Origin of the sequence: Streptomyces sp. NBC_01460, assembly GCF_036227405.1 — a bacterium.
In the GTDB taxonomy this organism is placed as follows: Bacteria; Actinomycetota; Actinomycetes; order Streptomycetales; family Streptomycetaceae; genus Streptomyces.
Genome location: NZ_CP109473.1, coordinates 7366514 through 7389866, shown reverse-complemented (window position 1 = coordinate 7389866; position 23353 = coordinate 7366514). Strand labels below are relative to the sequence as shown.

Annotated in this window: 23 protein-coding genes, 1 tRNA gene and 1 pseudogene; 12 read left to right on the top strand and 13 right to left on the bottom strand. The window is 70.9% G+C overall.

From position 1 onward, the window contains the following. Positions 1-150 precede the first annotated feature (150 nt). Complete coding sequence (locus tag OG488_RS33310; protein WP_329235997.1) at positions 151-1059, top strand: DUF2510 domain-containing protein; 909 nt, start codon at positions 151-153, stop codon at positions 1057-1059. Positions 1060-1335: 276 nt separating this feature from the next. Continuing rightward, positions 1336-2559, top strand: coding sequence for a hypothetical protein (locus OG488_RS33305; protein WP_329235995.1), 1224 nt, complete (start codon positions 1336-1338; stop codon positions 2557-2559). 176 nt (positions 2560-2735) lie between these two features. On the opposite strand, the gene OG488_RS33300 is transcribed toward OG488_RS33305, so the two are convergent. Then, positions 2736-2809: transfer RNA gene (locus OG488_RS33300), tRNA-Pro, on the bottom strand. Between the two features lie 128 nt (positions 2810-2937). Here OG488_RS33300 and OG488_RS33295 point away from each other — a divergent pair. From OG488_RS33295 to OG488_RS33285, 3 genes are all read left to right on the top strand, one after another. Continuing rightward, complete coding sequence (locus tag OG488_RS33295; RefSeq protein WP_329235994.1) at positions 2938-3639, top strand: transketolase; 702 nt, start codon at positions 2938-2940, stop codon at positions 3637-3639. 34 nt (positions 3640-3673) lie between these two features. Further along, the gene (locus OG488_RS33290) at positions 3674-4573 is read left to right on the top strand and encodes a transketolase family protein (protein ID WP_329235992.1); all 900 of its coding nucleotides are present in this window, start codon (positions 3674-3676) and stop codon (positions 4571-4573) included. 225 nt (positions 4574-4798) lie between these two features. Next, on the top strand, positions 4799-7843 hold the full coding sequence (locus OG488_RS33285; RefSeq protein ID WP_329235990.1) for a ThuA domain-containing protein: 3045 nt from the start codon (positions 4799-4801) through the stop codon (positions 7841-7843). 30 nt (positions 7844-7873) lie between these two features. Here OG488_RS33285 and OG488_RS33280 read toward each other — a convergent pair whose 3' ends face one another. The 6 genes from OG488_RS33280 to OG488_RS33255 form a co-directional block, all read right to left on the bottom strand. After that, positions 7874-8494, bottom strand: a complete 621-nt coding sequence (locus tag OG488_RS33280) for a GTP-binding protein (RefSeq protein WP_329235988.1) — start codon at positions 8492-8494, stop codon at positions 7874-7876. Then, a complete protein-coding gene (locus OG488_RS33275; protein WP_329235987.1) occupies positions 8472-8843 on the bottom strand; it encodes a DUF742 domain-containing protein in 372 nt (123 codons plus the stop codon). Before OG488_RS33275 ends, OG488_RS33280 begins: the two co-directional genes overlap by 23 nt. 2 nt (positions 8844-8845) lie before the next feature. Next, positions 8846-9280 (bottom strand): roadblock/LC7 domain-containing protein, encoded by a 435-nt coding sequence (locus OG488_RS33270; protein ID WP_329235985.1) that lies wholly within the window; start codon positions 9278-9280, stop codon positions 8846-8848. 7 nt (positions 9281-9287) lie between these two features. After that, positions 9288-11375, bottom strand: coding sequence for a sensor histidine kinase (locus tag OG488_RS33265; RefSeq protein ID WP_329235983.1), 2088 nt, complete (start codon positions 11373-11375; stop codon positions 9288-9290). A 362-nt stretch (positions 11376-11737) separates the two neighbouring features. Beyond that, positions 11738-12517, bottom strand: a complete 780-nt coding sequence (locus OG488_RS33260; RefSeq protein WP_329235981.1) for a hypothetical protein — start codon at positions 12515-12517, stop codon at positions 11738-11740. A gap of 337 nt (positions 12518-12854) precedes the next feature. After that, positions 12855-14651, bottom strand: coding sequence for an ABC transporter ATP-binding protein (locus tag OG488_RS33255; protein ID WP_329235979.1), 1797 nt, complete (start codon positions 14649-14651; stop codon positions 12855-12857). Between the two features lie 179 nt (positions 14652-14830). Here OG488_RS33255 and OG488_RS33250 point away from each other — a divergent pair, with 179 nt between their 5' ends. Then, a complete protein-coding gene (locus OG488_RS33250; RefSeq protein WP_329235977.1) occupies positions 14831-15166 on the top strand; it encodes a hypothetical protein in 336 nt (111 codons plus the stop codon). A gap of 141 nt (positions 15167-15307) precedes the next feature. On the opposite strand, the gene OG488_RS33245 is transcribed toward OG488_RS33250, so the two are convergent. Beyond that, entirely contained in the window at positions 15308-15751 is a 444-nt protein-coding gene (locus OG488_RS33245) for an SRPBCC family protein (protein ID WP_329235975.1), read from the bottom strand. A gap of 151 nt (positions 15752-15902) precedes the next feature. Further along, positions 15903-16403, bottom strand: coding sequence for a cupin domain-containing protein (locus tag OG488_RS33240; protein WP_329235973.1), 501 nt, complete (start codon positions 16401-16403; stop codon positions 15903-15905). Positions 16404-16677: 274 nt separating this feature from the next. Here OG488_RS33240 and OG488_RS33235 point away from each other — a divergent pair, with 274 nt between their 5' ends. Further along, entirely contained in the window at positions 16678-17421 is a 744-nt protein-coding gene (locus OG488_RS33235) for a LamG-like jellyroll fold domain-containing protein (protein ID WP_329235971.1), read from the top strand. Positions 17422-17586: 165 nt separating this feature from the next. On the opposite strand, the gene OG488_RS33230 is transcribed toward OG488_RS33235, so the two are convergent. Continuing rightward, entirely contained in the window at positions 17587-17901 is a 315-nt protein-coding gene (locus OG488_RS33230; RefSeq protein WP_329235969.1) for a glycosyltransferase, read from the bottom strand. Between the two features lie 208 nt (positions 17902-18109). Here OG488_RS33230 and OG488_RS33225 point away from each other — a divergent pair, with 208 nt between their 5' ends. The 5 genes from OG488_RS33225 to OG488_RS33205 all read left to right on the top strand — a co-directional run bounded on the left by OG488_RS33225 (position 18110) and on the right by OG488_RS33205 (position 21332). Continuing rightward, positions 18110-18847 carry an SDR family oxidoreductase gene (locus OG488_RS33225; protein WP_329235966.1) on the top strand — a complete coding sequence of 246 codons (738 nt, stop codon included), beginning with the start codon at positions 18110-18112 and terminating at the stop codon, positions 18845-18847. Between the two features lie 136 nt (positions 18848-18983). Further along, positions 18984-19457, top strand: coding sequence for a carboxymuconolactone decarboxylase family protein (locus OG488_RS33220; protein WP_329235964.1), 474 nt, complete (start codon positions 18984-18986; stop codon positions 19455-19457). A gap of 100 nt (positions 19458-19557) precedes the next feature. Continuing rightward, positions 19558-19923 carry an iron chaperone gene (locus OG488_RS33215; RefSeq protein WP_329235962.1) on the top strand — a complete coding sequence of 122 codons (366 nt, stop codon included), beginning with the start codon at positions 19558-19560 and terminating at the stop codon, positions 19921-19923. Positions 19924-20063: 140 nt separating this feature from the next. Next, positions 20064-20915 carry a sigma factor-like helix-turn-helix DNA-binding protein gene (locus OG488_RS33210; protein ID WP_329235960.1) on the top strand — a complete coding sequence of 284 codons (852 nt, stop codon included), beginning with the start codon at positions 20064-20066 and terminating at the stop codon, positions 20913-20915. Positions 20916-21014: 99 nt separating this feature from the next. Next, positions 21015-21332, top strand: coding sequence for a hypothetical protein (locus OG488_RS33205; RefSeq protein ID WP_329235958.1), 318 nt, complete (start codon positions 21015-21017; stop codon positions 21330-21332). Positions 21333-21443: 111 nt separating this feature from the next. On the opposite strand, the pseudogene OG488_RS33200 reads toward OG488_RS33205, so the two are convergent. The 3 genes and pseudogenes from OG488_RS33200 to OG488_RS33190 all read right to left on the bottom strand — a co-directional run. Beyond that, positions 21444-21797 (bottom strand): annotated as a pseudogene (locus tag OG488_RS33200) (MBL fold metallo-hydrolase); the annotation flags it as partial. Between the two features lie 436 nt (positions 21798-22233). Beyond that, positions 22234-22617, bottom strand: coding sequence for a hypothetical protein (locus tag OG488_RS33195; RefSeq protein WP_329235956.1), 384 nt, complete (start codon positions 22615-22617; stop codon positions 22234-22236). A 59-nt stretch (positions 22618-22676) separates the two neighbouring features. After that, the gene (locus OG488_RS33190; protein WP_329235954.1) at positions 22677-23351 is read right to left on the bottom strand and encodes a DUF4231 domain-containing protein; all 675 of its coding nucleotides are present in this window, start codon (positions 23349-23351) and stop codon (positions 22677-22679) included. Positions 23352-23353: the final 2 nt, after the last annotated feature.

Sequence of the window (23353 nt, the reverse complement as noted above, 5' to 3'; positions counted from 1 at the left end):
CCGGTCCGGCGACTCGATGAAGACGTGGACTCACCGGTCGCCCGCCCGGAACGACCCGCCCCCGCACGGTCGTCATGGCGGCCTGGGACGTGACGACGACCACGCTGTGCGTTTCATACGATTCTCACCCGGTGCGCCTACGGTGCTCTCGTGACCCAGACGACCCCGCCCGGCTGGCATCCAGACCCCGGGCACTCAGGAATCGGCCCCCTCCAGGAACGCTGGTGGGACGGCAGCCGCTGGACCGACCAACTCCGGATACCCCCCGCGACGGTCCGGCGCCGTCGCATACGCATCGGCGCGGGCATCGCCGCAGCCGTCGTCGTACTCGCGGCCGTCGGCGGCGGCGCGTACGTGCTGGGAGCCGGTTCCGACGACCGGGCCGACTCCTCCGCCTCGCCCTCCGCGCCTTCGGAGAGCCCCCGCATGCCGGGCGCCCCGGGCGGAGGCGGGCAGGACGGCGGGCAGGGCGGCGGCGGACAGGACCCCGACCAGCAGCCGATGCCGCAGACCGAGGACGGGTACGCCACCGACGCGGCCAGCGGCATCAGCATCCCCGTGCCCGACGGCTGGACCGGCCAGTCGGGGCCGATCGGCGCCGGGGTGCAGACCGGCGAGTACGCCTGCCCCGGTGCCGAGTCGGAGACCTGCGTACGCGGCGGGGTGACCTCCGCACCGGCACAGGCGCTGAAGATCGACGCGACCACCGCGAAGGCCGCGGCCCAGGCCGACATCAAGGCCAACGCCGAGGAGTCGTACGGCGAGAAGATCTACGGCGGGATCACCTCGCACGAGGAGCTCAGGTCCGAGGCCGTCACGGTCGCCGGCCAGAAGGGCTACGCGGTGCGCTGGAAGGTGGTGACGAAGAACGGCGACGACGGATACGTCGAGTCGCTCGCATTCCCCTCCCCCAACGTCAAGGGCATGCTGGTCGTCCTGCGCTCAGGCTTCGACATCAACGCCAAGGCGCCGAAGCTCTCGGTCCTGGACGACATCACCAAGGGCATCAAGGAAGCCGAGGGGGCCGGTTCGGCCGCCGGTTCCGGCGAGACCGCCTGAGGCGTCCCGCACCCGCGAGGCCGCACCGGACCGTTCCGGTGCGGCCTCCGCCCGTGCGGCCCCTCACCCACCGTCACATGAGGTCGACGCGGACCGCTGCGGCCCGTCGAAGGGGACGGCGGAAGGGACGGCGGAAGGGGACGAACACCCCCAAGCACCCCAGGAATGCCTGCATGATGCAACCGATCGGCGCCGAGAACAGTCTTCGCCTACCGAAGGGCTGTTCACCCCATAGGACAGCGTCCGCCCAACTGCGTCCGACAGAGGTTCATCTCCATGCTGATCCCCCCTCACCGCACCGCCCGCACCGTCGCCGCCGCACTGAGCGCCGCCGGCCTCGTCGTGCTGGGCATCTCGCCCGTCGCGTCCGCCGACGAGACCGCCCCCGAGCTGGCCCTGCAGAGCATCGCCCCGGTCGACGGCGTGAAGCCGGGCAGCACCTTCGACCCGCCGGTCGTCCTGACGAACAAGGGCACCGCGACGGCCGACAAGGCCTGGGTCATGTACTCCGCCACCCGGGGACTCGACTACGCGCAGATCCCGTCCAACTGCCAGGCACACCAGGTCACCGCCTACGACGAGATGACCGCCAAGTCGAACGTGGTGTGCGAGTTCGACCAGGCGGTGGAACCCGGTACCGCCTACACGCCGGAGAAGCCCCTCACGATCAAGGCGCTGCCCCACGCGCTCAACGACGTAGTGCGCGTGAGCGTCTGGGACTACGCCCCGGGCCTGGACGACGCGGCCACGCCGCCGGTGGCCGGGACCGCCCCCGCGGTGAAGCTGGTCGAGAGCCAGGCCGGCGGCCAGGCCGAGGAGGAGGCCGTCGACGTGCCGGTCACCTCCGTCAACACGGCCGACTTCCAGGTCGAGGGTGCCGCGCTCGCGGGCAGCCCCGGCGACACCGTGACGCTGACGACCAGGTTCACCAACGCCGGACCCGCCTGGGTGCTGACGGACGAGGGGGACCCGCTGCCCAAGGTCCTGATCACGCCTCCGGCCGGAACGTCCGTCGTCAAGGCCGACGGATTCTGCGAGCCCGCGGGCAAGGCGTACGAGTGCGGCACCAGCCAGCGGTGGGTCGACGAGGGCAAGGGCGAGACCTACACGTTCAAGCTGAAGATCGACAAGCGGGTGGAGGGCGCGAAGGGCTCGGTGGCGCTGAGCTCCGACGCCCGGCCGTTCGACCCGGACAAGAGCAACGACAAGGCCGACATCACCCTGGACGTGAAGAGCGGCGGCTCCTCGACCGGCTCGACGGGGTCCACCGGCTCGACGGGTTCCACCGGCTCGGCGGGTTCCACCGGCACCACCGGCTCGACGGGGTCCACCGGTTCGACCGGTTCGACCGGTTCCAACGAGCCGACGACGAACGGCAGCCAGCTGGCAGCGACCGGCTCCTCGTCCGCGACTGCCGTCGCGGGCACCGCTGCGGCAGTGGCGCTCGCGGGCGGGGGCACCCTCCTCCTCGTGCGCCGCCGGACCCAGGGCCAGGGCTGACCGAAACACGGCGGTGGGTCCCCGACCGGTCGGCCGGGGACCCACCGCACGGTGAGCAGGCTCACCGCCCGAGCCGACATGCCCGGGGGCACGGCGCACTCCCGACGGCTCCGGAAACGACTCAGGGGCCGTGTCGGATTTCTCCGACACGGCCCCTGACCTGCGACTGTCTCCAGTCGGGACGACAGGATTTGAACCTGCGACCCCTTGACCCCCAGTCAAGTGCGCTACCAAGCTGCGCCACGTCCCGCTGCCCGTCTGACCTGGGGTTTCCCCTGGCCGAACGCGCATGAGAACAATACCGCACTTGCACCGGTGCTCACGAACCCGTTTCCCCGGCTTGACCTCAACCTCGGTTGAGGTAGAACGCTGAGCCGCATGACGCACACGACATCCCTTCCGGTGCACGGCTACGACGAGCTCGACCGGCTGATGAGCCTCATGACCGGTGACGAGAAGCACGGTCCGGCCGCGACCTCGACGCTGGACGCCCTCTGGGTGCTGTACGACCGGGTGCTGCGGGTCTCACCCGGCACCGCGGACTCACCGGCCCGTGACCGTTTCCTGCTCTCGAAGGGGCACGGCCCCATGGCGTACTACGCCGTGCTCGCCGCACGCGGGTTCTTCGGCGAGGAACTGCTCACCGGCTTCGGTTCGTACGACTCACCGCTCGGCCACCACCCCGACCGGCTGCTGGTCCCCGGCGCGGAGATCGGCAGCGGGTCCCTCGGCCACGGCCTCCCGCTCGCCGTGGGCAGCGTGCTGGGACTGCGGGCGCAGGGCCTGACGGACCCGCGCGTGTGGGTGCTGACCGGCGACGCCGAGCTGGACGAGGGAAGCAACCACGAGGCGATCGCGTACGCGGGCCCGGCCGGGCTCGATCAGCTGCACACCGTGGTGATCGACAACGCCTCGGCGACGTACTCCAGGCCGGGCGGCATCGCGGCCCGGTTCGAGGCCGCCGGGTGGTCCGCACGGACCGTGGACGGCCGCGACCACGAGGCGCTGTACGCCGCCTTCACCGCACCGCACCCCGGCCGTCCGCACGCCGTGATCGCCCGCGTGGCCCCGAAGCGCTGAGCACCCCGCCCCACAGACGACGGAGAACATGCCCATGGACACCATGCGTGACCGTTTCATCGCCACCACCGCCCGACTGCTGGACGAGGATCCACGCCTCGCCCTGGTGCTCGCCGAGATCAGCCGCGACGGCTTCGAGCGGGCCGAGCGGACCCACCCGGACCGGGTGGTCAACGTCGGGATCAGGGAGCAGCTCCTCATCGGCGCGGGCGCCGGGATGGCCCTGACGGGGGTGCGGCCGATCATGCACACCTTCGCGAGCTTCCTCGTGGAGCGCCCGTTCGAGCAGGTGAAGCTGGACCTGGGGCACCAGGGGGTGGGCGGGGTACTCGTCAGCGCCGGGGGCTCGTACGACTGGCCCGCCGGCGGCTTCACCCATATGGCGCCGGGCGATGTCGCGCTCCTCGACACCCTCGACGGCTGGACGGTGCACGTGCCGGGCCACCCCGACGAGGCCGAAGCCCTGCTGCGGCAGGCCGTCACGGGGGACGACCGTGTCTATGTCCGGCTCTCCCTCCAGTCGAACAGCACCGGCCGCCCGGTCACGGAGCCCGGCTTCAGCACGGTGCGGCAGGGGAACGACGGGGTGGTGATCGCCGTGGGACCGATGCTCGACAACGTCCTCACGGCGACCGACGGCCTGGACGTGACGGTGCTGTACGCGACGACCGTCCGCCCCTTCGACGCGACGGGGCTCCGCCGCGCGGCCGGCGCCGGGACCGCGGCGGACGTCGTGATCGTCGAGCCCTATCTGGCAGGGACTTCCACAGCGGCGGCCAACGACGCCCTGGCCGATCTGCCGCACCGGGTGCTCGGGCTGGGCGTCGGGCGGAACGAGCTGCGCAGATACGGGCAGATGGCGGAGCACCTCGCGGCCCACGGCCTCGACGCGCGTGCACTGCGCCGACGGATCGCAGGATTCCTGCACCGCTGAGGCGCCCCGCGCGGCGTCGGAGGCGGGCAGGGCTCCGGTCGCGCGGCGTTCGGGGGCGGGCCGGCCCGGGCCCGGTTGTCCGGCGAGGATCCGTCGGGACCTCGGCAGACCCCACCCGCCCCACGGCACCATTGACCCGGCCATGCCATGAACCTAATCTGAACCACGCACATCAGTAAGCGCTTTCTATCCCCTGCCCGGCCCCCACGCACCGGGAGCGCCCTCATGAGCAGCCGCCCGTTACCCAGCGACCCCGTCTCCCCGGCCCTGCCCCCGGCATCGGTCGCCCTCATCTCCCTCCTCGCCCTTCTGGTCCTGATCACCGGCTCGGTGGCGGCCGCCTCGCTCCCGAGGAGCCCGGCCGCACCCTTCCGCGTACTCGTGTACTCGGGGGCGGCGCACCCCTCCCAGGACACGGTCCGCGCCGGCGTCGAGGCGGTGCGGGGGCTCGGTGTCCGGAACGGATTCGGGGTCGAGGCGACGAGCGATCCGGCCGTCTTCAACGACACCGACCTCGCGCGGTTCCACGCGGTCGTCTTCAACAACACCGCCTCCGCGCCGGGCAGGCCCGGAGCCTTGGACGAAGGCGGGCGTGCCGCTCTGCGGAGGTACATCCGGGCCGGAGGCGGCTGGGTCGGCCTCCACGACGCCTCCGCCTCCACGGGCGAATGGGACTGGTACGAAGGGCTGGTGGGCGCCGCCCTGGACCGGCGCACGCCCGTGCAGGCCGGACGGGTCGAGGTCCTCGACCACGCGCACCCCTCGACGGTGATGCTTCCCGATCTCTGGGAGCGCACGGAGGAGTGGCTCGACTGGCGCACCGATCCGACCTCCACCGTGCACACGCTCGCGCGGATCAGGGTGCGCGACGGCATCGCGGGCCTCGGCGCGGGCGTGGACCATCCCTGGTCGTGGTGTCAGAACTACGACGGCGGCCGCTCGTGGTTCACGGCGGGCGGCCACGCGCCGTCGGCCTTCAAGGACGACGCCTTCCTCGCCCATCTGCTGGGCGGCATCGAATGGGCGGCGGGCGCAGGGCCGGGCGACTGCACCGCGACCCAGGCCGGTTCCTTCCAGCGGACACCCCTCACGGCCGGCGGCCTCGCCGATCCGGTGGACGTGGCGGTCGCCCCCGACCGGCGGGTGTTCGTCGCCCGGCGCACCGGTGAGCTCGAGGTCGTCGACCAGCGGACGATGCGGATTTCCACGGCTCTCGACCTGGCGTACTCACCGGAGGCGGTCGCCCGTTCCGGCGGACTGAGCGCCCTCACCCTGGACCCGGGTTTCGCGGAGAACGCATGGCTGTATCTGCTGCGATCCGACGCGACGGGAAGGAGGCTGTTCCTCTCCCGTTTCAGGGCCGTCGGGGACACGGTCGACCCCGCGTCGGAGAAGCGTCTGCTCACCCTTCCCGGGCGGGCGCCCACAACCGGCGGGCCGCCCCCGCCGTCCGGGTCGCTCGTCTTCGACCGGGAGGGCCGGCTGTACGTGGCCACAGGCGACATCACACCTCCCGACACCTCTGACGCCCCTGACACCCCTCACGCCCGGAGCGATCTGCGGGGGGCGGTCCTGCGGATCACCCCGCAGGACGACGGCACCTACACCGTGCCGGAGGGAAACCTCTTCCGGGCGGGCACGGCCGGCGCCCGCCCCGAGATCTACGCGACGGGCATGCGCAACCCCTTCCGCGTGACCGTGGACCCGGCGAGCGGCACTCCGGCAGCCGCCGCGACGGCCCCCGACGGCACGGTGGAGTACGTCCGGATCACCCGGCCGGGGCAGGTGGGCCGGCCGTACTGCTCCGGCGGCGCCGCTCAGGCGAACCAGGCGGCCGGCTGTCCTCGCGCCACCGGTACGCCGGTGACCTCCGCCGGCCGGGGTGGCGTCGGTGCGTTGAGTGGATCGGTCTACGACTACGCCCCGGGGAGCCTCTACCGCACGAAGTTCCCCGAGTACTTCGACGGGAAGTGGCTGACGTACGACCCGGTCGGCCGGCGCTTCACCACACACTCGTTCCAGCGCGGGGACCAGACGTTCTCCGACCCGCGGCTCGGACCGGTGGAGGACGGGGAACTCCAGTCCGTCAAGGGCCTGTTCGGCGACATGGAGTGGCACCGGCCGACGTCCGCGGTCTTCGGCCCGGACGGTGCGCTGTACGTCGTCGACGCGGGCATCGGCAGCGGCACGGGGCGCGACGGCGGCAACGAAGGCGCCGGGGTCTTCCGGATCGACCACGTCGGTGACAGCCGACTGCCCGGTGCGGGCATCGCCGTCGACCGCGACAGCGGCTCCGCCCCTCTCACCGTCGCCTTCGAGGGGGCCGGCTCCGGCGCGGCCGGCCGGGCGCGGGTCACGTACGCCTGGGACTTCGACGGTGACGGCGGCACGGACTCGACGGAGGCGAACCCCTCGCACACCTACCGCACCGAGGGCCGGTTCACGGCGCGCCTGCTGGTGACCGGGCCCGAGGGCGCGACGGCGTCGGCGGGCCACGAGATCACTGTGGGCAACACCCGGCCCCGGATCACCGTCCGCCGGCCGCCGGACGGCGGGATGTTCCGACCCGGCGACGCCCTGTCCTTCACCGTGGGCGTGAAGGACGACGAGGACGGATCGACCGCTCCGGTCGACTGCGCCCAAATCCTCGTACGCTCCGATGCCGGCCGCCCTGGACCGCTGCGCCCCCTCGCCGGCTCGCGGGAGTGCCAGGGCTCGATCGCCACGGAGGCCGGGGACGCCTCCCGGTCCGGCGCCCTCCGGATCACGGTGCGGTACACGGACAAGGGTGCCCCGAAGGCCCCGGAACTGACGGGCTCCGCCTCGCTCACCGTCCGTACGGCCCTCCAGGAGGCGGAAGGGTTCACCACGACCGGAGGTGCCCACGACGGAGCCGTCACCGGCAGCCGCGCGCACGCGTCGGGCGGCAGGGCCCTGACGGAGATCGAGGACGGCGACTGGATCGCCTTCGACCCGGTGCACCTGGGCGGCATCCGGTCGGTGACGGTCGATGCGACCGCGTGCGGACTCGGCGGAACGGTCGAATTCCGGGCCGGCTCCCCCGACGGACCCCTGCTCGGCTCACTGACCGTCCCCGGCGCGGGGGCCGGGGTCGTCTCACCGACGACCGCTCTCAGGAACCCCGGCGACACCGTGCGGCTGTACGTGGTCTTCACCAACTCGGCGTGGGACAGCGAGAGTCCGGACCTGTTCACGGTGGACCGGCTGCGCTTCCACGGACCGGGCGCCGGGAGGGCCGGAGCGCGGTGAACGGCGGCGGAAGTCCCGTTCCGCACGGAATCACGGGTGGGCGCCGAAGCCGGAGAGCGGTGCCGGTGCCGTGGCGTTGAGCAGGTGCTGGACGAGGGTGACCAGCGCTCCGGTGCCCGAGCTCGCGATCCTGGCGTCGCACAGGACGACCGGCACGTCGGGCCCCAGGTCGAGCGCCGCCCGCACTTCTTCGGGCTCGTAGCGGTAGGCGCCGTCGAACTCGTTGACGGCGACGATGAATCCGATGCCGCGCCGCTCGAAGAAGTCGACGGCGGCGAAGCACTCGGCCAGCCGGCGGGTGTCGGCGATGACGACCGCTCCCAGCGCGCCTTTGGACAGCTCGTCCCACATGAACCAGAAGCGCTCCTGCCCCGGGGTGCCGAAGAGGTAGAGCACATGCTGTTCGGACAGGGTGATCCGGCCGAAGTCCATGGCCACGGTGGTCGCCGACTTGGACTCGATTCCTTCGAGGCTGTCGGTCGCCGCGCTGACCTGTGTCAGGAGTTCCTCGGTACTGAGCGGCGCGATCTCACTGACGGCGCCCACGAACGTCGTCTTGCCGACGCCGAACCCTCCCGCGACCAGGATCTTGAGGGCCACGGGGAAGTATCCGGAGCTTCCGGAGCTGTCAGAGCTGTCGTCGTAGACCATCGAGCACTGCCTCCAGCAGAGATCGGTCGGTTGGCATGTCTTGGAACGCGGGGGCGTGCGCGGTGACCGCTCCGCAGTCGACCAGGTCGGAGAGGAGGACCTTGGTGATGACCGCGGGCAGCCGGAGATGTGCGGCGATCTCGGCCACGGACATGGGACCGTCGCAGAGCTCCAGGGCCACGGTGTGCTCGGGGCCGAGGTGGAACTGGGGTCTGCTTCCCGTGGCCATCACCAGGGAGAGCAGGTCGAGCACGGTGGTCGGCCTCGTCCGGCCGTTGCTCACGGTGTACGGGCGGATGAGCCGGCCTGCCGCGTCGTCGAGCAACGGCCCGTCCTGCGGGGCCGGCATCCTCACAGCCCCGGAGTGAACGGAGCTCCGGCCGGCTGCCGGAGCGGCGTCATCAGGTAGGGGCGCACGCTCTTGACCAGCATGGCCATCTCGTAGCCCAGCACGGCGGCATCCGCCTCACGGCCCGCGAGGACGGCGAGACAGGTGCCGGCGCCCGCGGTCGAGACGAACAGGAGCGTCGAGTCGAGCTCGACCACGACCTGCCGCACGTCGCCGTTGTCGCCGAACCGGGCACCCGCGCTCCGGCCGAGCGAGTACAGGCCGGCGGCCAGGGCCGCCATGTGGTCGGCGCTGTCGGCGTCCATGCCGTGCGCGGATTTCACCAGGCCGTCCGCCGAGAGGAGGACCGCGCTGCGGGTGTACGGCACGCGTTGGACAAGGCCGCTCAGCAGCCAGTCGAGGTCCGAGACCTGACCGGACGGCATTTCTGTCGTCATGGTGTTACTACTCCTTGAACATGTTCTCGGTTCGTGGATCCGGTTCGGACGTCTGCGGTCCCCGGTACACGGGGATCCCCCGCTCGGGGACCGTCGTGGTGGTGGGGGTGCGGAACGGCAACGGGGCCAGGCCCGGGGACCGCCGGCCCCCTACGCGGACGGCGGGGCCGCCGGTGCCGGGAGGAGCGGAACCCGGGGCACCGTACGGTTCCGCGGGTGGTGACTCCTCGGCGGTCTGGGCCTCGGCGAGGTCGACCCCGCGCCGGAAGGCCGCCATCAGTCCGGGGTCGTGCAGGACGTTCTCGTCCTCCGTACGCGGGGCAGGAACCTCCCGGAGCTGCGGAACCAGATGCTCCTGGTTGCTGCGCCTGGGGAGCCGGGGCCGGCCGGGATCCGACCCGGCTGCGGCGGACTCTTCGGCGGGAGCACCCGCGCCCGTCGCGGGCCGTACGTGCTCGACGGACCCACCAGGAGCGGCCCCGGCAGGAGCGGACCCACCCGGAGCGGCCCCTGCGGGAGCGGCTCCCGCAGGAGCGGACCCGGCCGAGGGCGCGGGGACCGCGGCGGAGGGGCCCGGAACGGCGGAACCGACGGGGGCGGTCGACACCACGGGACCGGCCGGCGCGACGGAGCGGACGACCGGTGGGGAGGCGGCGAGGTTGGGGCGGTCGACCCGCTCCGCTCGCAACGGCAAGGGCGGCCCCTCCGCTTGGCGCCGGTCCGGCCCGGGCTGCTGGTCCAGCCGCGGCGGGGGCGGCCCAGCCTGCTGCGGGACCAGGGGCGGTGTGTCGTGGGTGGGCGGCCGGTGCACGGGACCGGCGGGCGTGGCCGGTACCGCCTCCGGAGCCGTCGTGGCATCGATGTCGATGCCCAGAAGGACCTCGGGCAGCACGAGTACCGCTTGCGTGCCTCCGTAGATGTTGCTCTGCAGCCGTACGGCGATGCCGTGCCTGCGGGCCAGGGAGGCGACCACGAACAGCCCGATCCGCCCGTCCTGCAGGAGGTGCGCGACATTGACCTGGTCGGGGTCGGCGAGCAGGGTGTTCATCCGCTTCTGCTCGGGGCCGGGCATGCCGAGCCCCCGGTCCTCCACCTCGAGGGCGAGCCCGGCGGTGACGCGCTGGGCGCGCAGCAGGACCTGGGTGTGCGGCGCGGAGAACACCGTGGCGTTCTCCACGAGTTCGGCGAGGAGGTGGATCACGTCGGCGACGGCGTGCCCGCGCAGGGTGCCGTCGATCGGCGGGACCAGCTTCACCCGTGGGTACTGCTCGACCTCGGCGATCGCCGAGCGGAGGACCTCGGTCATGGTGACGGGGTTGCTCCACTGCCGCCGTGACACGGCACCACCGAGTACGGCGAGGTTCTCGGCGTGCCTGCGGATGCGGGTGGCGAGGTGGTCGACGTGGAAGAGGCCCTTGAGGAGGTCGGGGTCCTCGACCTCCTGCTCCAGCTCGTCCAGGATCTGGATCTCGCGGTGCACGAGGGACTGCAGCCGGCGGGCGAGGTTGACGAAGACCTCGACCTTCTGTTCGTTCCCGTTCCCCCGGAAGAGCTGCGAGGCCTGGACGACGGCCGCCACCGCGTCGTCCTGCGCGCGGCTCATCTCCTGGGCGAGGAGGTCGAAGGCGTCCGCGCCGGGGGTGGCGGCGGGCGTGGCGGGGCGGGCGGGCAGGGGTTCACCGTCACGGAGCTGTTCCACGACGCGCTGGAGCTCGGCCTGGTGCCGGGCGCCGGTGCGCCGCAGCGCCGTACAGCGGTCGTGGACTGCGGTGGCGACACGGTTGGCTCCGAGGAGGGCCGCCGCGACGGCCGCCACGGCCAGCGCCCCGGATCCGCCGAGCGCGGCCAGGAGGCTGCCGGACGGGCGCACCCCGGAGGCCCGGATGGTGAAGATGACGGCTGCGGCCCCGCTGAGCACGGCGGCCACGGTCGGCAGGAGGGCCGTGCGCAGCAACTGTGGCCGCAGGCGGGTGTCGGGGGCGGACTGCGCGGCGCGCGGCCGGTTCGCGGCCGAGTGCGAACGGCCACCCGGACGGCCGTGCCGTCCGCCTTCGCGGCGTTCCGGTCGCGCGGTGGGTGCGCGAAGTTGAGACATCATCGTCCTCGGTACGTGGGGCACCAGGAATCGGCATTCGTGTGGTGACACCTACGGTGGTCGGTCAGGCCCGGGTCAACGGCTGGGGCAGGCTCGACCGATAGGAGCCCACCGTTGATCACCGGCCACACACGGTAGTCGTCAATCGTCCGCGCTCGGCGTGCAGTTGTCGAAGTTGCCCGCCGGGCGTCCCGCTCTGGTATGACGCCTCGCACGGGCAGCCGAATCCGGGCGTCGTCAACTTCGTACAGGGATCCTGGTACCGACCGTGTGCGCGTATCGCGTCCTCCTCAGGAGGACGGCCCTCGGGGGACACCGGGGCGGGCGGCCGCCACGACGTGACGCTCGGGCGCCCGCAGGTGTCAGAAGGCAGGCAGGTTCAAGCGGTAGCCGGCGTCGGAGTCCCCGCGCATCGAGCGCGCCAGTCCGGAGACGTGACAGGCCTGGGCCGCGGACAGACGGCGCGCCTCCCACAGCAGTGCCGCGGCGTCCTGCACCTCCGGAGCCGGAGGCCGGGGCACACCGGGAAGGACGACGGCCGTCAGCGCGGCGAGTTCACCGGGGTCCATGCCCAGCAGGCCGGCGAAGTCCGTCACCAGGCGAGGCGTCAGGCTCTTGCGGCCTGCGCCGACCGCGCCGTAGGTCGCAGCCGACGGACAGGTCGGGGTCACGACCGCCAGTAGGTGGGCCATGCCTGTCCGGCTCAGGTTGCGGTACTGGAGCATACGGATGATCCACGCGCCCGGACCGTCGGCGGGCTGCGCAAGCAGCCTCGGGGCGAAGGGGGACGACGGTTCCGCCTTCGGCAGCGAGCGGATGAGCCGCAGGAGTTCCCGCCGTCCCGCCGCCGGGAGGTGCACCCCGTCGATCACCATGTGCCCCACCCACTGCTCGGCAGCGGCGTCCACCGGCGCGACATCGTCCGGGACCGCCCCACCCGCGAGAATGAACAGATCGAGGGCGTGGAGACCCACGGCGGGCGCGAGCCGCCGGAGCAGCTCCTCCTCGGGGGCCTGCCCGGCGAGCACCGCCCGGATCTCGTCCGCAGCCGATCCGGCCCGCTCGGCCGGCACCTCGGCATCGAGCTCCCTGTGGTGCAGCAGCCGTGCCAGCAGCGCGCCGAACCCGGGGTACTCCGTCATGCCCGCAGCCTAACCGGAAGCACACCGGCGGAAGCAGGATCCGCGACCGGCGGGGAGGGGCCGCCCGTGGCCGCGTCCGTCGCCCGCGTCTCCCGCCCCGGAGACCTGCGGATCGACCGGCACTCCCCGCCGGCGGACCGGCGTGACGACCAGGAGAGCAACCGCCTTCGGGCAGGCCGCTCCCCGGTCACCTCACTCCCCGTCGGAGCATCTTCTCGGCCACCGGTCTCAGGGAGGTGTCCGGGCCCGGAGGGACGTACAGGCCCAGAGGGACGTCCAGGCCCCGCGGGACGTCCACGCCCCGCGGGACGTCCACGCCCCGCGGGACGTCCGTGCCTCAGCCCGGGTGGACGGGCTGCAGTCCCGCGTACACGCCGTCCGTGCGCAGGAGCTCGTCGTGCGTCCCCACCTCGGCGATCCGCCCGTCCTCCATGGCCACGATGCGGTCGGCCCCCTGGATCGTGGACAGCCGGTGGGCGACGACGAAGACGGTCCGGCCCTCCACGAGCCGGGTGAGGGCCTCCTGCACCAAGGCCTCCGAACGGTTGTCGAGCGCGGAGGTGGCCTCGTCGAGCACCAGCACCCTCGGGTCCCGGATCAGAGCCCTGGCGATGGCGAGACGCTGCTTCTGACCACCCGACAGCTGTGCGCCCCGCTCCCCGATGACCGTGTCCAGTCCCCGGGGAAGGCCGTTGACGAACTCCAGCGCGTTGGCGTCGCGGAGGGCGCTCATCAGCGTGTCCTCGTCCGTGTCCGCCATGCCGTACGTGACGTTCTCACGGATGCTGCCCTCGAAGAGGATCGATTCCTGGGGCACCACCGACAGGAAGCGACGGTAGGACCGCAGATCGAGTCCGGCCATGTCGGTGCCGTCGAGCAGGATGCGGCCCGAGGTGGGCCGGATGAATCCGATGAGCAGGTTGAGCACGGTGGACTTGCCCGCACCCGAGGCCCCGACCAGCGCGATGGTCTCCCCCGGCCGTGCCGAGAGCGTGAATCCGTCGACCGCCGGCTCCCCGTCCTCGTAGGCGAATCCGACGTCCTCGAAGTCGATGCGGCCGACGACGCTGTCGACCCGCGCCTTGCCCGCGTTGTTCTCCAGGTCCGGTGCCTGGAGCACCTCGCCCGCCGACCGCACCGACTCCAGGCCCTTGGTGAGGACGGGAGCCAGGCCCAGCAGCGTGGTGACGGATCCGGTCAGCACGGTGAAGAAGGCACTGAGCATCACCACGTCGCCCGCGGTGATCGGCATCCAGCCGTGGTAGGCGACCAGGGCCGATCCCGTGAGGCAGAGGACGCCGAGCGTGTTGAGGATGACCCAGGCGAGCGACCCGAACCGGCCGTTGATCATGTCCAGACGCAGCCCGGCCGCGAACACCTGGCGCAGCGATCCGTCGACCCGGCCGAGCGCGGTCCGCTCCAGCCCGTGGGCGCGGGTGATGGGGATGAGGGTGGTCATCTCCCCTACGCGGGAAGAGAGTTGTTCGACCTCGCGCCGGAAGGACTCGTTGTGGCTGCGCAGTCGGCTGCGCAGCTTCATCACGAGGATGCCGGAGGCGGGGACCACGACGAGGAAGACGGGCAGGAACTCGGGCACCCGTATGCCGATGACGACGAGCCCGCCGACCAGGGTGACGACCGCGCCGAGTCCCATGTCGGAGCTCTGCTGGACCATCTGCTCCACGGCTTCGACGTCACGGACCACCTTGGCCTGGAGCACGCTCGAACTGACCCGCGAGTGGTAGCCGATGGACAGTTGCTGCATGCGGCGGCAGAGCGCGGAACGCAGGGTCGTACCCATGCGGCGGATGCTGCCGCCGAGGCACCGCACGTACCACTGGTGCAGCGGATAGTTGATCACGAGGATGAACAGGAGCAGGCCGACGGACTGCCAGATGCCCGACTCCGGGCCATGCTGGACGACGACGTCGAGGACGGTGGCGGTGATCAGCGGGAGCAGCCATATGGGGCTGTGCTTCACGACGAAGAGGGCGACCGCCAGGGCCAGCCGGCCGCGGTCGGGGCGGAAGAGAAGACCGAGGGTGCGGACCGGGTTCTCGCCGCGGTAGCGGTGATCGAGGTGGTCGAAGGGCGCGTGGGGTTCGGCGCCGAGCGGTGAAAGCGCTTTCTTCATGAGGTCATCCCATCTGCTCCCACCGCCTCCGACAACCCCCCTTCCACGAGGAGAGACGGAAGCCGCGCACGCACCGGTGCGTGCGCGGCCACCTCCTCCCCCGGAGTCCTCCGGAGCGGCGTGCGGTTTTATTCGGGGTCACGCTGCGTAATCCCCCGCCGACCGGGTAGCGGGCCGAGATGTTCAGGTATAGGCGTGTACGAGTTCTGACCGTGCTGCTCGGCGGCTGGGTGGCCCTGACGGCCGTGGAGCGATGGGCCGAGCAGGAACCGTGGCCGAGCGCGGTCCTGGGCGGCCTTATGTGGTCGTGCGTGGTGGCCGGCGTCTGGTGGTTCGCCGAGTGGACCCAGTCACCGCTGCGCACCGCGCGCGAGGCGAGGGCGGCCCGCGAGTCCGAGGTGCGCGCGGCCGGGGCGGCTCCCGTGGCGAAGGACGAGGCACCGCACGAGCCGCAGGCCGACGCCACCGGACCGGCCACCCGCGGGCCCGAACCCTCCACACCGTCCCGACACTGATCCCGCGGTCCGAACCCTCCACGCCGTCCCGACGCTGATCCCGCGCCGGCCGCGACAGACGTGACCGCCCGTGCACACCTCCGGAGGTGTGCACGGGCGGTCACGTGTGCGGGGCTGTCGACGCCCCGGCGGACGCGGTGGTCACAGCCCCCGGGGGCCGTCACCCGCCGCCGTGGACTCGGCCAGCTTCTGGAACTCGCCCAGGTCGTAGTTGGCGAGAGCCGAGTCGAGGTTGGTGAGGGCACCCAGGTGCTCGACGAACCCACTGGGGTCGTACTCGATCTGGAGGGCGACCCGGCTGGACGTGTCGTCGAGCCGGTGGAAGGTGACCACACCCGCGTGGTGCACGCCCTCGATCGTCTTCCAGGCGATCCGGTCCTGCGGGACGACCTCGGTGAGCTCCGCGACGAAGCCCTTGTCGGCGCCCGGCAGGGACAGCTGCCAGGAGAACCTGCGCTCGTCCATCGGGTCGACCCTCCGCACATGGCTCAGGAACTTGGGCCACTGGGTCACATCGCTCCACAGCGCCCAGGTGACGCTGACCGGGGCCTTGATATCGACGGTTTCGACGAGGGAGGCGGACATGGAGAACAACCCCTTCTTTCACTCGGTTACGCCTTGCGCTGCCGACTACCCGGTAGTCGGCAGCGCACGCATGCCCGCGCACGTCCCGGTCGCCCGCGCGGGGTGCGGCGGCCCCGACCGGAGCCGCCCCGCACCTCCCGCCCGCACGCGCTCACGATGCCTGCAGCGCGGCGCTCCAGGCAGCACTTTCCACGTAGTGGTTGTCGAAGCGCCGGGCGGACTCGGCGATCTCCTTCGGGTCGGCCTCTCCTCGCATCACCCTGTTGAGCAGACGCAGGTACGCGAAGCGGTCCATGTGACGGTCGAACACGAACAGCACGTCGGCGGTGGAGCCGGGGGCGGCGGCGAAGGCATGCGGGGTGTGCGGCGGAACCGCCAGGAAGTCACCGTCCCGCAGCACGGTCACCTCGTCGCCGACGAGCACGCGCAGGGCTCCCCCGAGCACGAAGAACAACTCGGTCGCCTTGGTGTGGAAGTGGGCCGGCGCCCCCACCGCCCCTTCGGCGAAGGAGGACCGGTAGCTGGTGAAACCCCCGCCGGCGTGGCGGCCCTCGCCGAGCAGACGCATCACGCTGCTCGGGTCGACCGTCGTCTCGGCGTCGGCGTGACGAGTGAGCACCGGAAGGGGCGAGTCGATCGCGTTCTCAGTCATGGACACGACTCTATGGCCACACCGGCCCAGTACCGAGGGCCACTTGGGCGCAGGGTTCCTGGGCCAATCAGGTACCCGGAGGCGCCCCGGCGTGCCTTGCCGGAGACGCGCTCCGGCGCACCTCCCCCGCTCTCCTGCACCCACCCGAACGCCGTTACCCCCGCGATCGCCTGCTCCTAGAGTGGGACGGTTCGCCGCCGCTGCGCCGCTTCGTCGTGAGAGACGGCATCAGCAGCCGAGCAGCGGTGCGACCGGCAGCGAGGAGGAAGTTTCCGTGAGCAGCTACGACCAGATGATCCTTTCGGACGACCCGGTGCTGTTCCTGAGACTCGGCGGCGCCGGCACCGAAGTGTCCCCGGGCGGACCGACCGCGGCGTATCACGGCTCTCCCGGACACACGCATCTGCCGAACGGCGACCCTGCCACACTGTTCGACGGCACCGGTGGCCAGTACGTCGAAGTGCCCGACAGTGACGCCCTTTCCGTCTCCGCCACGGGAACGCTGACCATCGAGGCGTGGCTGCGTCCGGACGTACTGGTCTTCCCCCGAACGGAAGGCTCCGGTTACGTCCACTGGCTCGGCAAGCTCACCTACGCCACCGTCAACCAGTGCGAATGGGTCGCCCGGATCTACTCGGCGGACAACACGGAGGGCCGCGCCAACCGGATCTCCGGTTACGCCTTCAACCCGCCGGGCGGGCTGGGCGCCGGCTCGTACTTCCAGGACCCGCTCCGGCCCGGCGAGTGGATCCACTACGCGCTCGTCATCACCACCGCACCGGACGGCCCGGCCCGGCCGCCGGGTCGCACCAAGCTCTACCGGGACGGCCGGCTGCGGGACAGCGACGCACTGGCCGACTACGACATCGTCCCGGGCAACACCACGTCACCCCTGCGGATCGGCAGCGCGGCCCTGCGCTCCTACTTCCTCGGCGGGATCGGCAAAGTCGCGGTGTACCCGAGGGAACTGACCGAGGCGCGCCTCGCGGAACACCACGCGGCCATGACGGCTGACTGACCGGACCGAGCCCCGGACGGACGATCGACCTGGCCCGGTGGGCTCTCCACGAAGATCGCGAAGAGCCCACCGGTGTTGCGGATGCCGCCCCGGGACGCGCCTCGGCCGGACCTGGCGGCGGCTCGGACCCGGCCCTCGACACACCGGGGGTGCGCGGAGGGACGGTCAGACGGCGACGACCGCGTCCTCGCGCACCCAGCCACGGCCGTCCGCCGCCGCGTCGGAGGCGACCAGCACGTAGCCGTACTCGTTGTACGCCGCGCCCTCACAGGTCGACGCTCCGACTATGTCGCCGGCGTGCTTGGTCTTGACGACGACACTGTTCGGATTCGGATTCTCGTACACGCCAGCGGTCGGCCACACGACCTTGTACTGGCATCCGGCCTGCGCCGAGGCACTGGCACCCGGACCGGTGGCGAGCGCGCCGGCGAGGCCGAGCGCGGTGACCAGGGCTGCGGAGGTGAGACGGGTCAAGCGCATGAGTGATGACGCTCCTCAGGGATCGACGATGTGTCAGCGCACAGAATGGCAGGCCGTCGGAAGCCTCCGCTCCGCACCTTCCGTCTCGACGGTCCGGTCCGTCCGCGCCCCGCCGGTGGGAGAGAGCGTGTGCGGCACGGAGACGGCCGTGTTTCAGTGGATCGGTGATCTGCGACAGGAATGCGGATCCCCGGAGGAAAGGCCTGTCATGAGATTCGCGGTGGTCGGTGGTACCGGGCTGATCGGCTCGAAAGTCGTGAAGAAGCTGAATGAGGCCGGGCACGAGGCGGTGCCCCACTCGAAGTCGACGGGCGTGGACGTCATCACGGGCGAGGGCCTCGATCGGGCGGCTGCCGGGGCGGACGCCGTCGTCAACCTGACGAACTCCCCGACGTTCGACGACGCCTCGTCGGCCTTCTTCCAGCAGTCGATGGACAACCTGCTGGAAGCCGGGCGGAAGGCGGGCGTGCGGCACGTCGTCGTACTGTCGATCGTCGGCGTGGACCAGGTGCCGGAGCTGGACTACTACCGCGCCAAGACCCTCCAGGAGGAGGTCCTCGCCGCCGGGCCGCTCCCGTACTCCGTCGTCCGCGCCACCCAGTTCATGGAGTTCGTCGACTCGATCATGAGCTGGACCGCCGACGCCGGCACGGTCCGGTTGCCCACCACCCCCCTCCAGCCCATTGCCGCCCAGGACGTCGCCGACGCCGTCGCGGCGGTCGCCGCCGGGGAACCCCTGCAGGGAATCCACAACATCGCGGGGCCCGAGGTCTTCCCTCTCGACGAACTCGGCAGGATCACTCTCGCGGCCCGTTCCGACAGCCGTACCGTCACCACGGACGACACGGCCGGCATGTTCGCCGCCGTTCGCGGAGACGTCCTCACGGGCCGGGCCGACGCCTCGCTCGCGCCCACCCGCTACGCGGACTGGCTGGCGGCACACTGAGCAGTAGGGGCACCGCCCATCCCACGGCCGTACCACCCGGCAGGCGATGAGACGCAGGTCACACCCCGTTCGCTGTCACATCTCCCAGGTCTTCCCGGTCAGAGGTGTGTAACCGCGACACGGCTAGGAGAACCTCGTGGAATCACGTCTCGACTACTTCGGTAACCCCTTCGCCGGGAAGGTGCTGAGGCACTTCAACTCGGCGAGCAAAGCGGTGGCTGACTCGACGCTTCCGGCCGCGACCCAGGAACTGGTGAAGATCCGCTCCAGCCAGATCAACGGCTGCGGCTTCTGCACCGACATGCACACCAAGGACGCCGCACACGCCGGGGAAACCGCTCAGCGCCTCAACCTCGTCGCCACCTGGCGCGAGGCCACGGTGTTCACCGAGGCCGAGCGCGCGGCCCTGGAGATCGCCGAGCAGGGCACCAGGATCGCCGACGCCGCAGGTGGTGTCACCGATGAGGCCTGGGCGAACGCGGCCGAGCACTACGACGAGGAACAGCTGGTGGCGCTGATCTCCCTGATCGCCGTGATCAACGCCTACAACCGCATCAACGTGATCAACCAGCAGCCCGCCGGGGACTACCAGCCCGGCCGGTTCGGCTGACCTGCGCCGCCGGCCCCCGGCAGGTGGTCCGTCTCCTCACGTCGCAGTCGGCGTGGCGGACGGGCCACCGGCACCGCGCACCTCGACGTACGCTCGGCGCATGGTGCGGAGCGAGGCGGCGGATGTCGACGAGTACCTGGCCGAAGTGCCGGAGGACCGCAGGGACGTCATGCGCGGGCTGCGGCAGCTGTGCCGATCCGAGCTCGCCGGTTTCGAGGAGGTCATGGCGTTCGGCATGCCCGTGTACGAACGGGACGGTGCCGCCGAGATCGCCTTCGCGAATCAGAAGCGGTACATCTCCTTCTACCTCATGCGCAGTGATGTCCGGCAGGCGTTCGAGGAACGGCTGGCAGACCAGGACATGGGCAAGGGCTGTCTGAGGTTCCGCCATCCCGGAGCGGTCGACTTCGGCCTCGTACGGGACCTGCTGAGGGCGACCGCGGAGTCCCCGGGCACGGTCTGCTGACGGCAGCGACACGGGGTGCCGCGAGACGCCGGGGCCGCCGCTCCGGTCGCAGGTGGAGGTCAGCGTGAACCGGCCCGCGCATCGCGGGGCGTCCCCACGTGCCGGCTTGTAGCCTGATGATCCAGGGCTGGAGGAGACCTATGCGCGCCGCGGACGACCCGCACTCCCTCGACCGGGCCACGAGGGAGTTCATGGGAGCGCGGCCCCAGCTCTTCGGCATCGCGTACCGCGTCCTCGGCAGTGCCGTGGAGGCCGAGGACATCGTCCAGGAACCAGCGGCGTTCCTGGCCACGGTGACAACCCGTCTGGCGATCAACACGGCCCGGTCCGCCAGGGTGCGCCGCGAGTCGTACACCGGGTCCTGGCTTCCCGAGCCGGTCGACACGAGTGCTGATCCGCAGCTGGGCGCGGAACGGGCGGAGGCGCTCGACCTGGCCGTGCTCTTCCTCCTGGAGAAGCTGAATCCGGTCGAACGGGCTGCCTACGTGCTGCGGGAAGCCTTCGACTACCCGTACAAGCGGATCGCCGACATCCTGGAGACGAGCGAAGCCAACACCCGCCAGTTGGTGAGCCGCGCCCGGAAGCACCTGTCCGCGGAACGCAGGGAGCCCGTCGGCTCGGACGACCACCGGCGGCTCCTGGAGGTCTTCCTGGCCGCGGCGCGGAGCGGACGCCTGTCAGCCCTGGAGGACGTGCTCACGGCGGACGTCGTCAGCCACTCCGACGGCGGAGGGGTGCGCGGGGCGTCCAGGATCCCGGTGGTCGGGCGGCCGCAGGTCTCCAGGTACCTCGTCGCCTTCGCGCCCCGCTTCTGGCCCGGGACCGAGATTCGCCGGGTCGAGGCCAACGGAAGGCCGGCCGTCCTCGTCTCGTCCGGGGGCCGGGCCGTGGCACTTCTGTCCGTCGACGTATCGGCACGCGGCATCGAACACATCATGTGGGTGATGAACCCCGCCAAGCTGGCCCCGTACGTGGATTCCCTGACCGGGTGAGACGAGCGTCCGCGACCGTGGTGGGGCATCACGAGCCCGTGCCCCGGTACGGACGCTTCGCTCGGCCGCGAGACGGGTGGCCGACGTGAGCGCGGCTCCGTGCACGCGCCCCACTGGGCGGGGCGGCCCCGAGCCGCCGACGAAGCCGTCCTTCACCGACGCATCGATGACACCCGCCCACTGATCGACGTCACGAAGTACTGCGCGGACAGGGACGCCCCGCTCGTCTTCCGCTGCCCCGTAGCCGAAGAGCAGTGGTCCGACGACGCCCACCACCTCATCCTCGACGCCCGCTCGCTCCGGCCGCTGGGCGAACTCCACCACCCCGGCACGACCTGCCTCGACCCGCTGGCCCTCGGCGACGGCACCTGGCTGACCATCCACGGCCATACCGTCCGCCGCCGGCGAACGTGGTGAGCACCCATCACCGAGGAGGCCGGGCCGGGAGGTGGACATGGACGGGTGCTCTGCTCGCGCAGCAGACCACTCACAGCCGGCAGGGCTACTCAAGATCACCCTTGCCTTCCGTCACCGTTCGCCCGCGAGGTCGACTTCCTCCCGGTGCACCGGTGTCGCGTCCGCCACTTCCGTGCGTCGCCACGGCTGCGCGATCGGTGCCGACACCGCACGCCACCAAGGTTCGGAAGGAAGCTGCCCCGCCGGTTCGAACGGCTCGCCGGGACGGGGCAACGCCAGCGGCTGTCCAACCTCCTCGGCGGCGTCCTTCATCCACTCCCCCGGCTCCGACCACGGGTGCGGGGCGAGGTTGAAGGTGCCCCAGTGGATGGGCAGCAGCGCCCCGTGCGGCCGCCCGCCCTGGAGGTCCAGGTGCGCCCGCAGGCCCTCGGCCGGTGTCATGTGGATGTCCGGCCAGAAGTCATTCTTGACTCTCTCAGTCCACAGCGGCTTATTTGCCTGCGACTTCCTCCTCGTTGCCGTGTTCTTGAGGGTCCTCATCTCGCGGATCGTGGCGTGATCACCGTCGTCCTCGCCGTGGTCTCCTTGGCCTTCTGCGCACTCACGTTCAGCGCTGCCATCAGGTCGACAAACCTTCCCGGCTACTGGCCACTCTCCTCGCCAGGTTCCGGTGGCTCCTTGCCGTGCACCTTCACGTCGATGAGTTCTCGGAGCGTCGCGCTACTGGGTCCGGTGCCGCTGGTGTCCTCGGCCGGCCATCGAGTCCATCCGCTTTACGGCCCGCTTTATCTCGCCCTCGTCGACATCAGCAGGGGGCGAGGCGAGCTCGACTGGCGAGCTCCCCTCGACCGGGCACCGCATGGCCGCAATGTTGGCGTGCCCACGCTCTCACCTCTCCCAGTCAGTCCTTCCTCCTCGGCCGGGACCGTTTCTGGACCACTAACGAGATTGATGGCACATCCGGCGGGAGGGACCATTCGGTGACGTGCAGGCCCGCCAGCTCGATCAGTTCCTCCGGGATTCCCAGCAGGTGCAGTGGAGTCCGGCCGTGGCTGGTCAGCCAGGCCTTGCGCCGTTGCTGTTCAGCCGAGTCGAGCGGCGCCCACACATCGACCATCACCCCGGGCGGCACGCTGGGCACGGGTCGGAGGCGCCGCCGCACGTAGGGCAGGTTGGCCACGTCGCTGGCAAGCGCGATAAGACACCAAGCAACTTCGTAAGACAGTGTGTGGCCATGGGCGGCCCGCAGCCGGCGGGTGCGCCCCTGCCAGCGCGGTGCCAGCAACCAACGGACCCTCGTCAGCGGTACGGCCCGGTCTCGTTCGGTTCCCTCTCTGCCGCTGCTCATTGCGCTGATCGCTCGTCGTGTGAGGTGCTCTGCTCCAGCTGCACTTCGCGTTTACGCTGTTCCTCTTTGATCCTTTCGACCGTTCCGGCATAGAGGACGAGCCGAGGATCCTCCTCCAGTCCTTGGTAGTCACCGAGCTGGAACCCGCTGGCGTTGTAATTCTTCTCGATGTCGTCTGCTGTCGACTGCGAGGTGGTGCCACGCTCTCGAAATTTGAAGTATCCGGTGACTCCGGCAGAGATTCCGACCAGTGCACTCAAGGATGAGGTGAATATGGATAGGACTGCGTTGGACCCTTCATTCATCGCCGTGAGAGTTGACACCACAATCGACCCAGCGATAATGATCAGCTGGAATAGGTTGTGTACCCGCCTGTTGCGGCTAGCCTGGGCGCGGTAAGAGGCGATGACATCAAGCGAGGCCTCCCGGTAGACGCGCAGGCCCGAGGTCGTGTCGAGGGGAAGTTGAGCGGCCGCTGTCTGGCGCTTCTGCAGAGCATCACGAAAGGAACTCGCTTTGGTAGCCAGGTTTTTGTGATTGTTGTAGAGCCAGTACGAGCATGCAATCCATAAGATGTTGACGATGGCCAGGGAGATCCACCGAGTGACCCCATCGTTCGTTTTCCAGAGGCCGACGACTACGGTGTATCCAAGTATTCCCGTCAGGGTCAACG

Coding starts and splice junctions, on each gene's coding strand:
- OG488_RS33305 (WP_329235995.1), top strand. CDS start 1,336: ATGCTGATCCCCCCTCACCGCACCGCCCGCACCGTCGCCGCCGCACTG.
- OG488_RS33295 (WP_329235994.1), top strand. CDS start 2,938: ATGACGCACACGACATCCCTTCCGGTGCACGGCTACGACGAGCTCGAC.
- OG488_RS33290 (WP_329235992.1), top strand. CDS start 3,674: ATGGACACCATGCGTGACCGTTTCATCGCCACCACCGCCCGACTGCTG.
- OG488_RS33285 (WP_329235990.1), top strand. CDS start 4,799: ATGAGCAGCCGCCCGTTACCCAGCGACCCCGTCTCCCCGGCCCTGCCC.
- OG488_RS33280 (WP_329235988.1), bottom strand. CDS start 8,494: ATGGTCTACGACGACAGCTCTGACAGCTCCGGAAGCTCCGGATACTTC.
- OG488_RS33275 (WP_329235987.1), bottom strand. CDS start 8,843: ATGCCGGCCCCGCAGGACGGGCCGTTGCTCGACGACGCGGCAGGCCGG.
- OG488_RS33270 (WP_329235985.1), bottom strand. CDS start 9,280: ATGACGACAGAAATGCCGTCCGGTCAGGTCTCGGACCTCGACTGGCTG.
- OG488_RS33265 (WP_329235983.1), bottom strand. CDS start 11,375: ATGTCTCAACTTCGCGCACCCACCGCGCGACCGGAACGCCGCGAAGGC.
- OG488_RS33260 (WP_329235981.1), bottom strand. CDS start 12,517: ATGACGGAGTACCCCGGGTTCGGCGCGCTGCTGGCACGGCTGCTGCAC.
- OG488_RS33255 (WP_329235979.1), bottom strand. CDS start 14,651: ATGAAGAAAGCGCTTTCACCGCTCGGCGCCGAACCCCACGCGCCCTTC.
- OG488_RS33250 (WP_329235977.1), top strand. CDS start 14,831: ATGTTCAGGTATAGGCGTGTACGAGTTCTGACCGTGCTGCTCGGCGGC.
- OG488_RS33245 (WP_329235975.1), bottom strand. CDS start 15,751: ATGTCCGCCTCCCTCGTCGAAACCGTCGATATCAAGGCCCCGGTCAGC.
- OG488_RS33240 (WP_329235973.1), bottom strand. CDS start 16,403: ATGACTGAGAACGCGATCGACTCGCCCCTTCCGGTGCTCACTCGTCAC.
- OG488_RS33230 (WP_329235969.1), bottom strand. CDS start 17,901: ATGCGCTTGACCCGTCTCACCTCCGCAGCCCTGGTCACCGCGCTCGGC.
- OG488_RS33225 (WP_329235966.1), top strand. CDS start 18,110: ATGAGATTCGCGGTGGTCGGTGGTACCGGGCTGATCGGCTCGAAAGTC.
- OG488_RS33215 (WP_329235962.1), top strand. CDS start 19,558: ATGGTGCGGAGCGAGGCGGCGGATGTCGACGAGTACCTGGCCGAAGTG.
- OG488_RS33210 (WP_329235960.1), top strand. CDS start 20,064: ATGCGCGCCGCGGACGACCCGCACTCCCTCGACCGGGCCACGAGGGAG.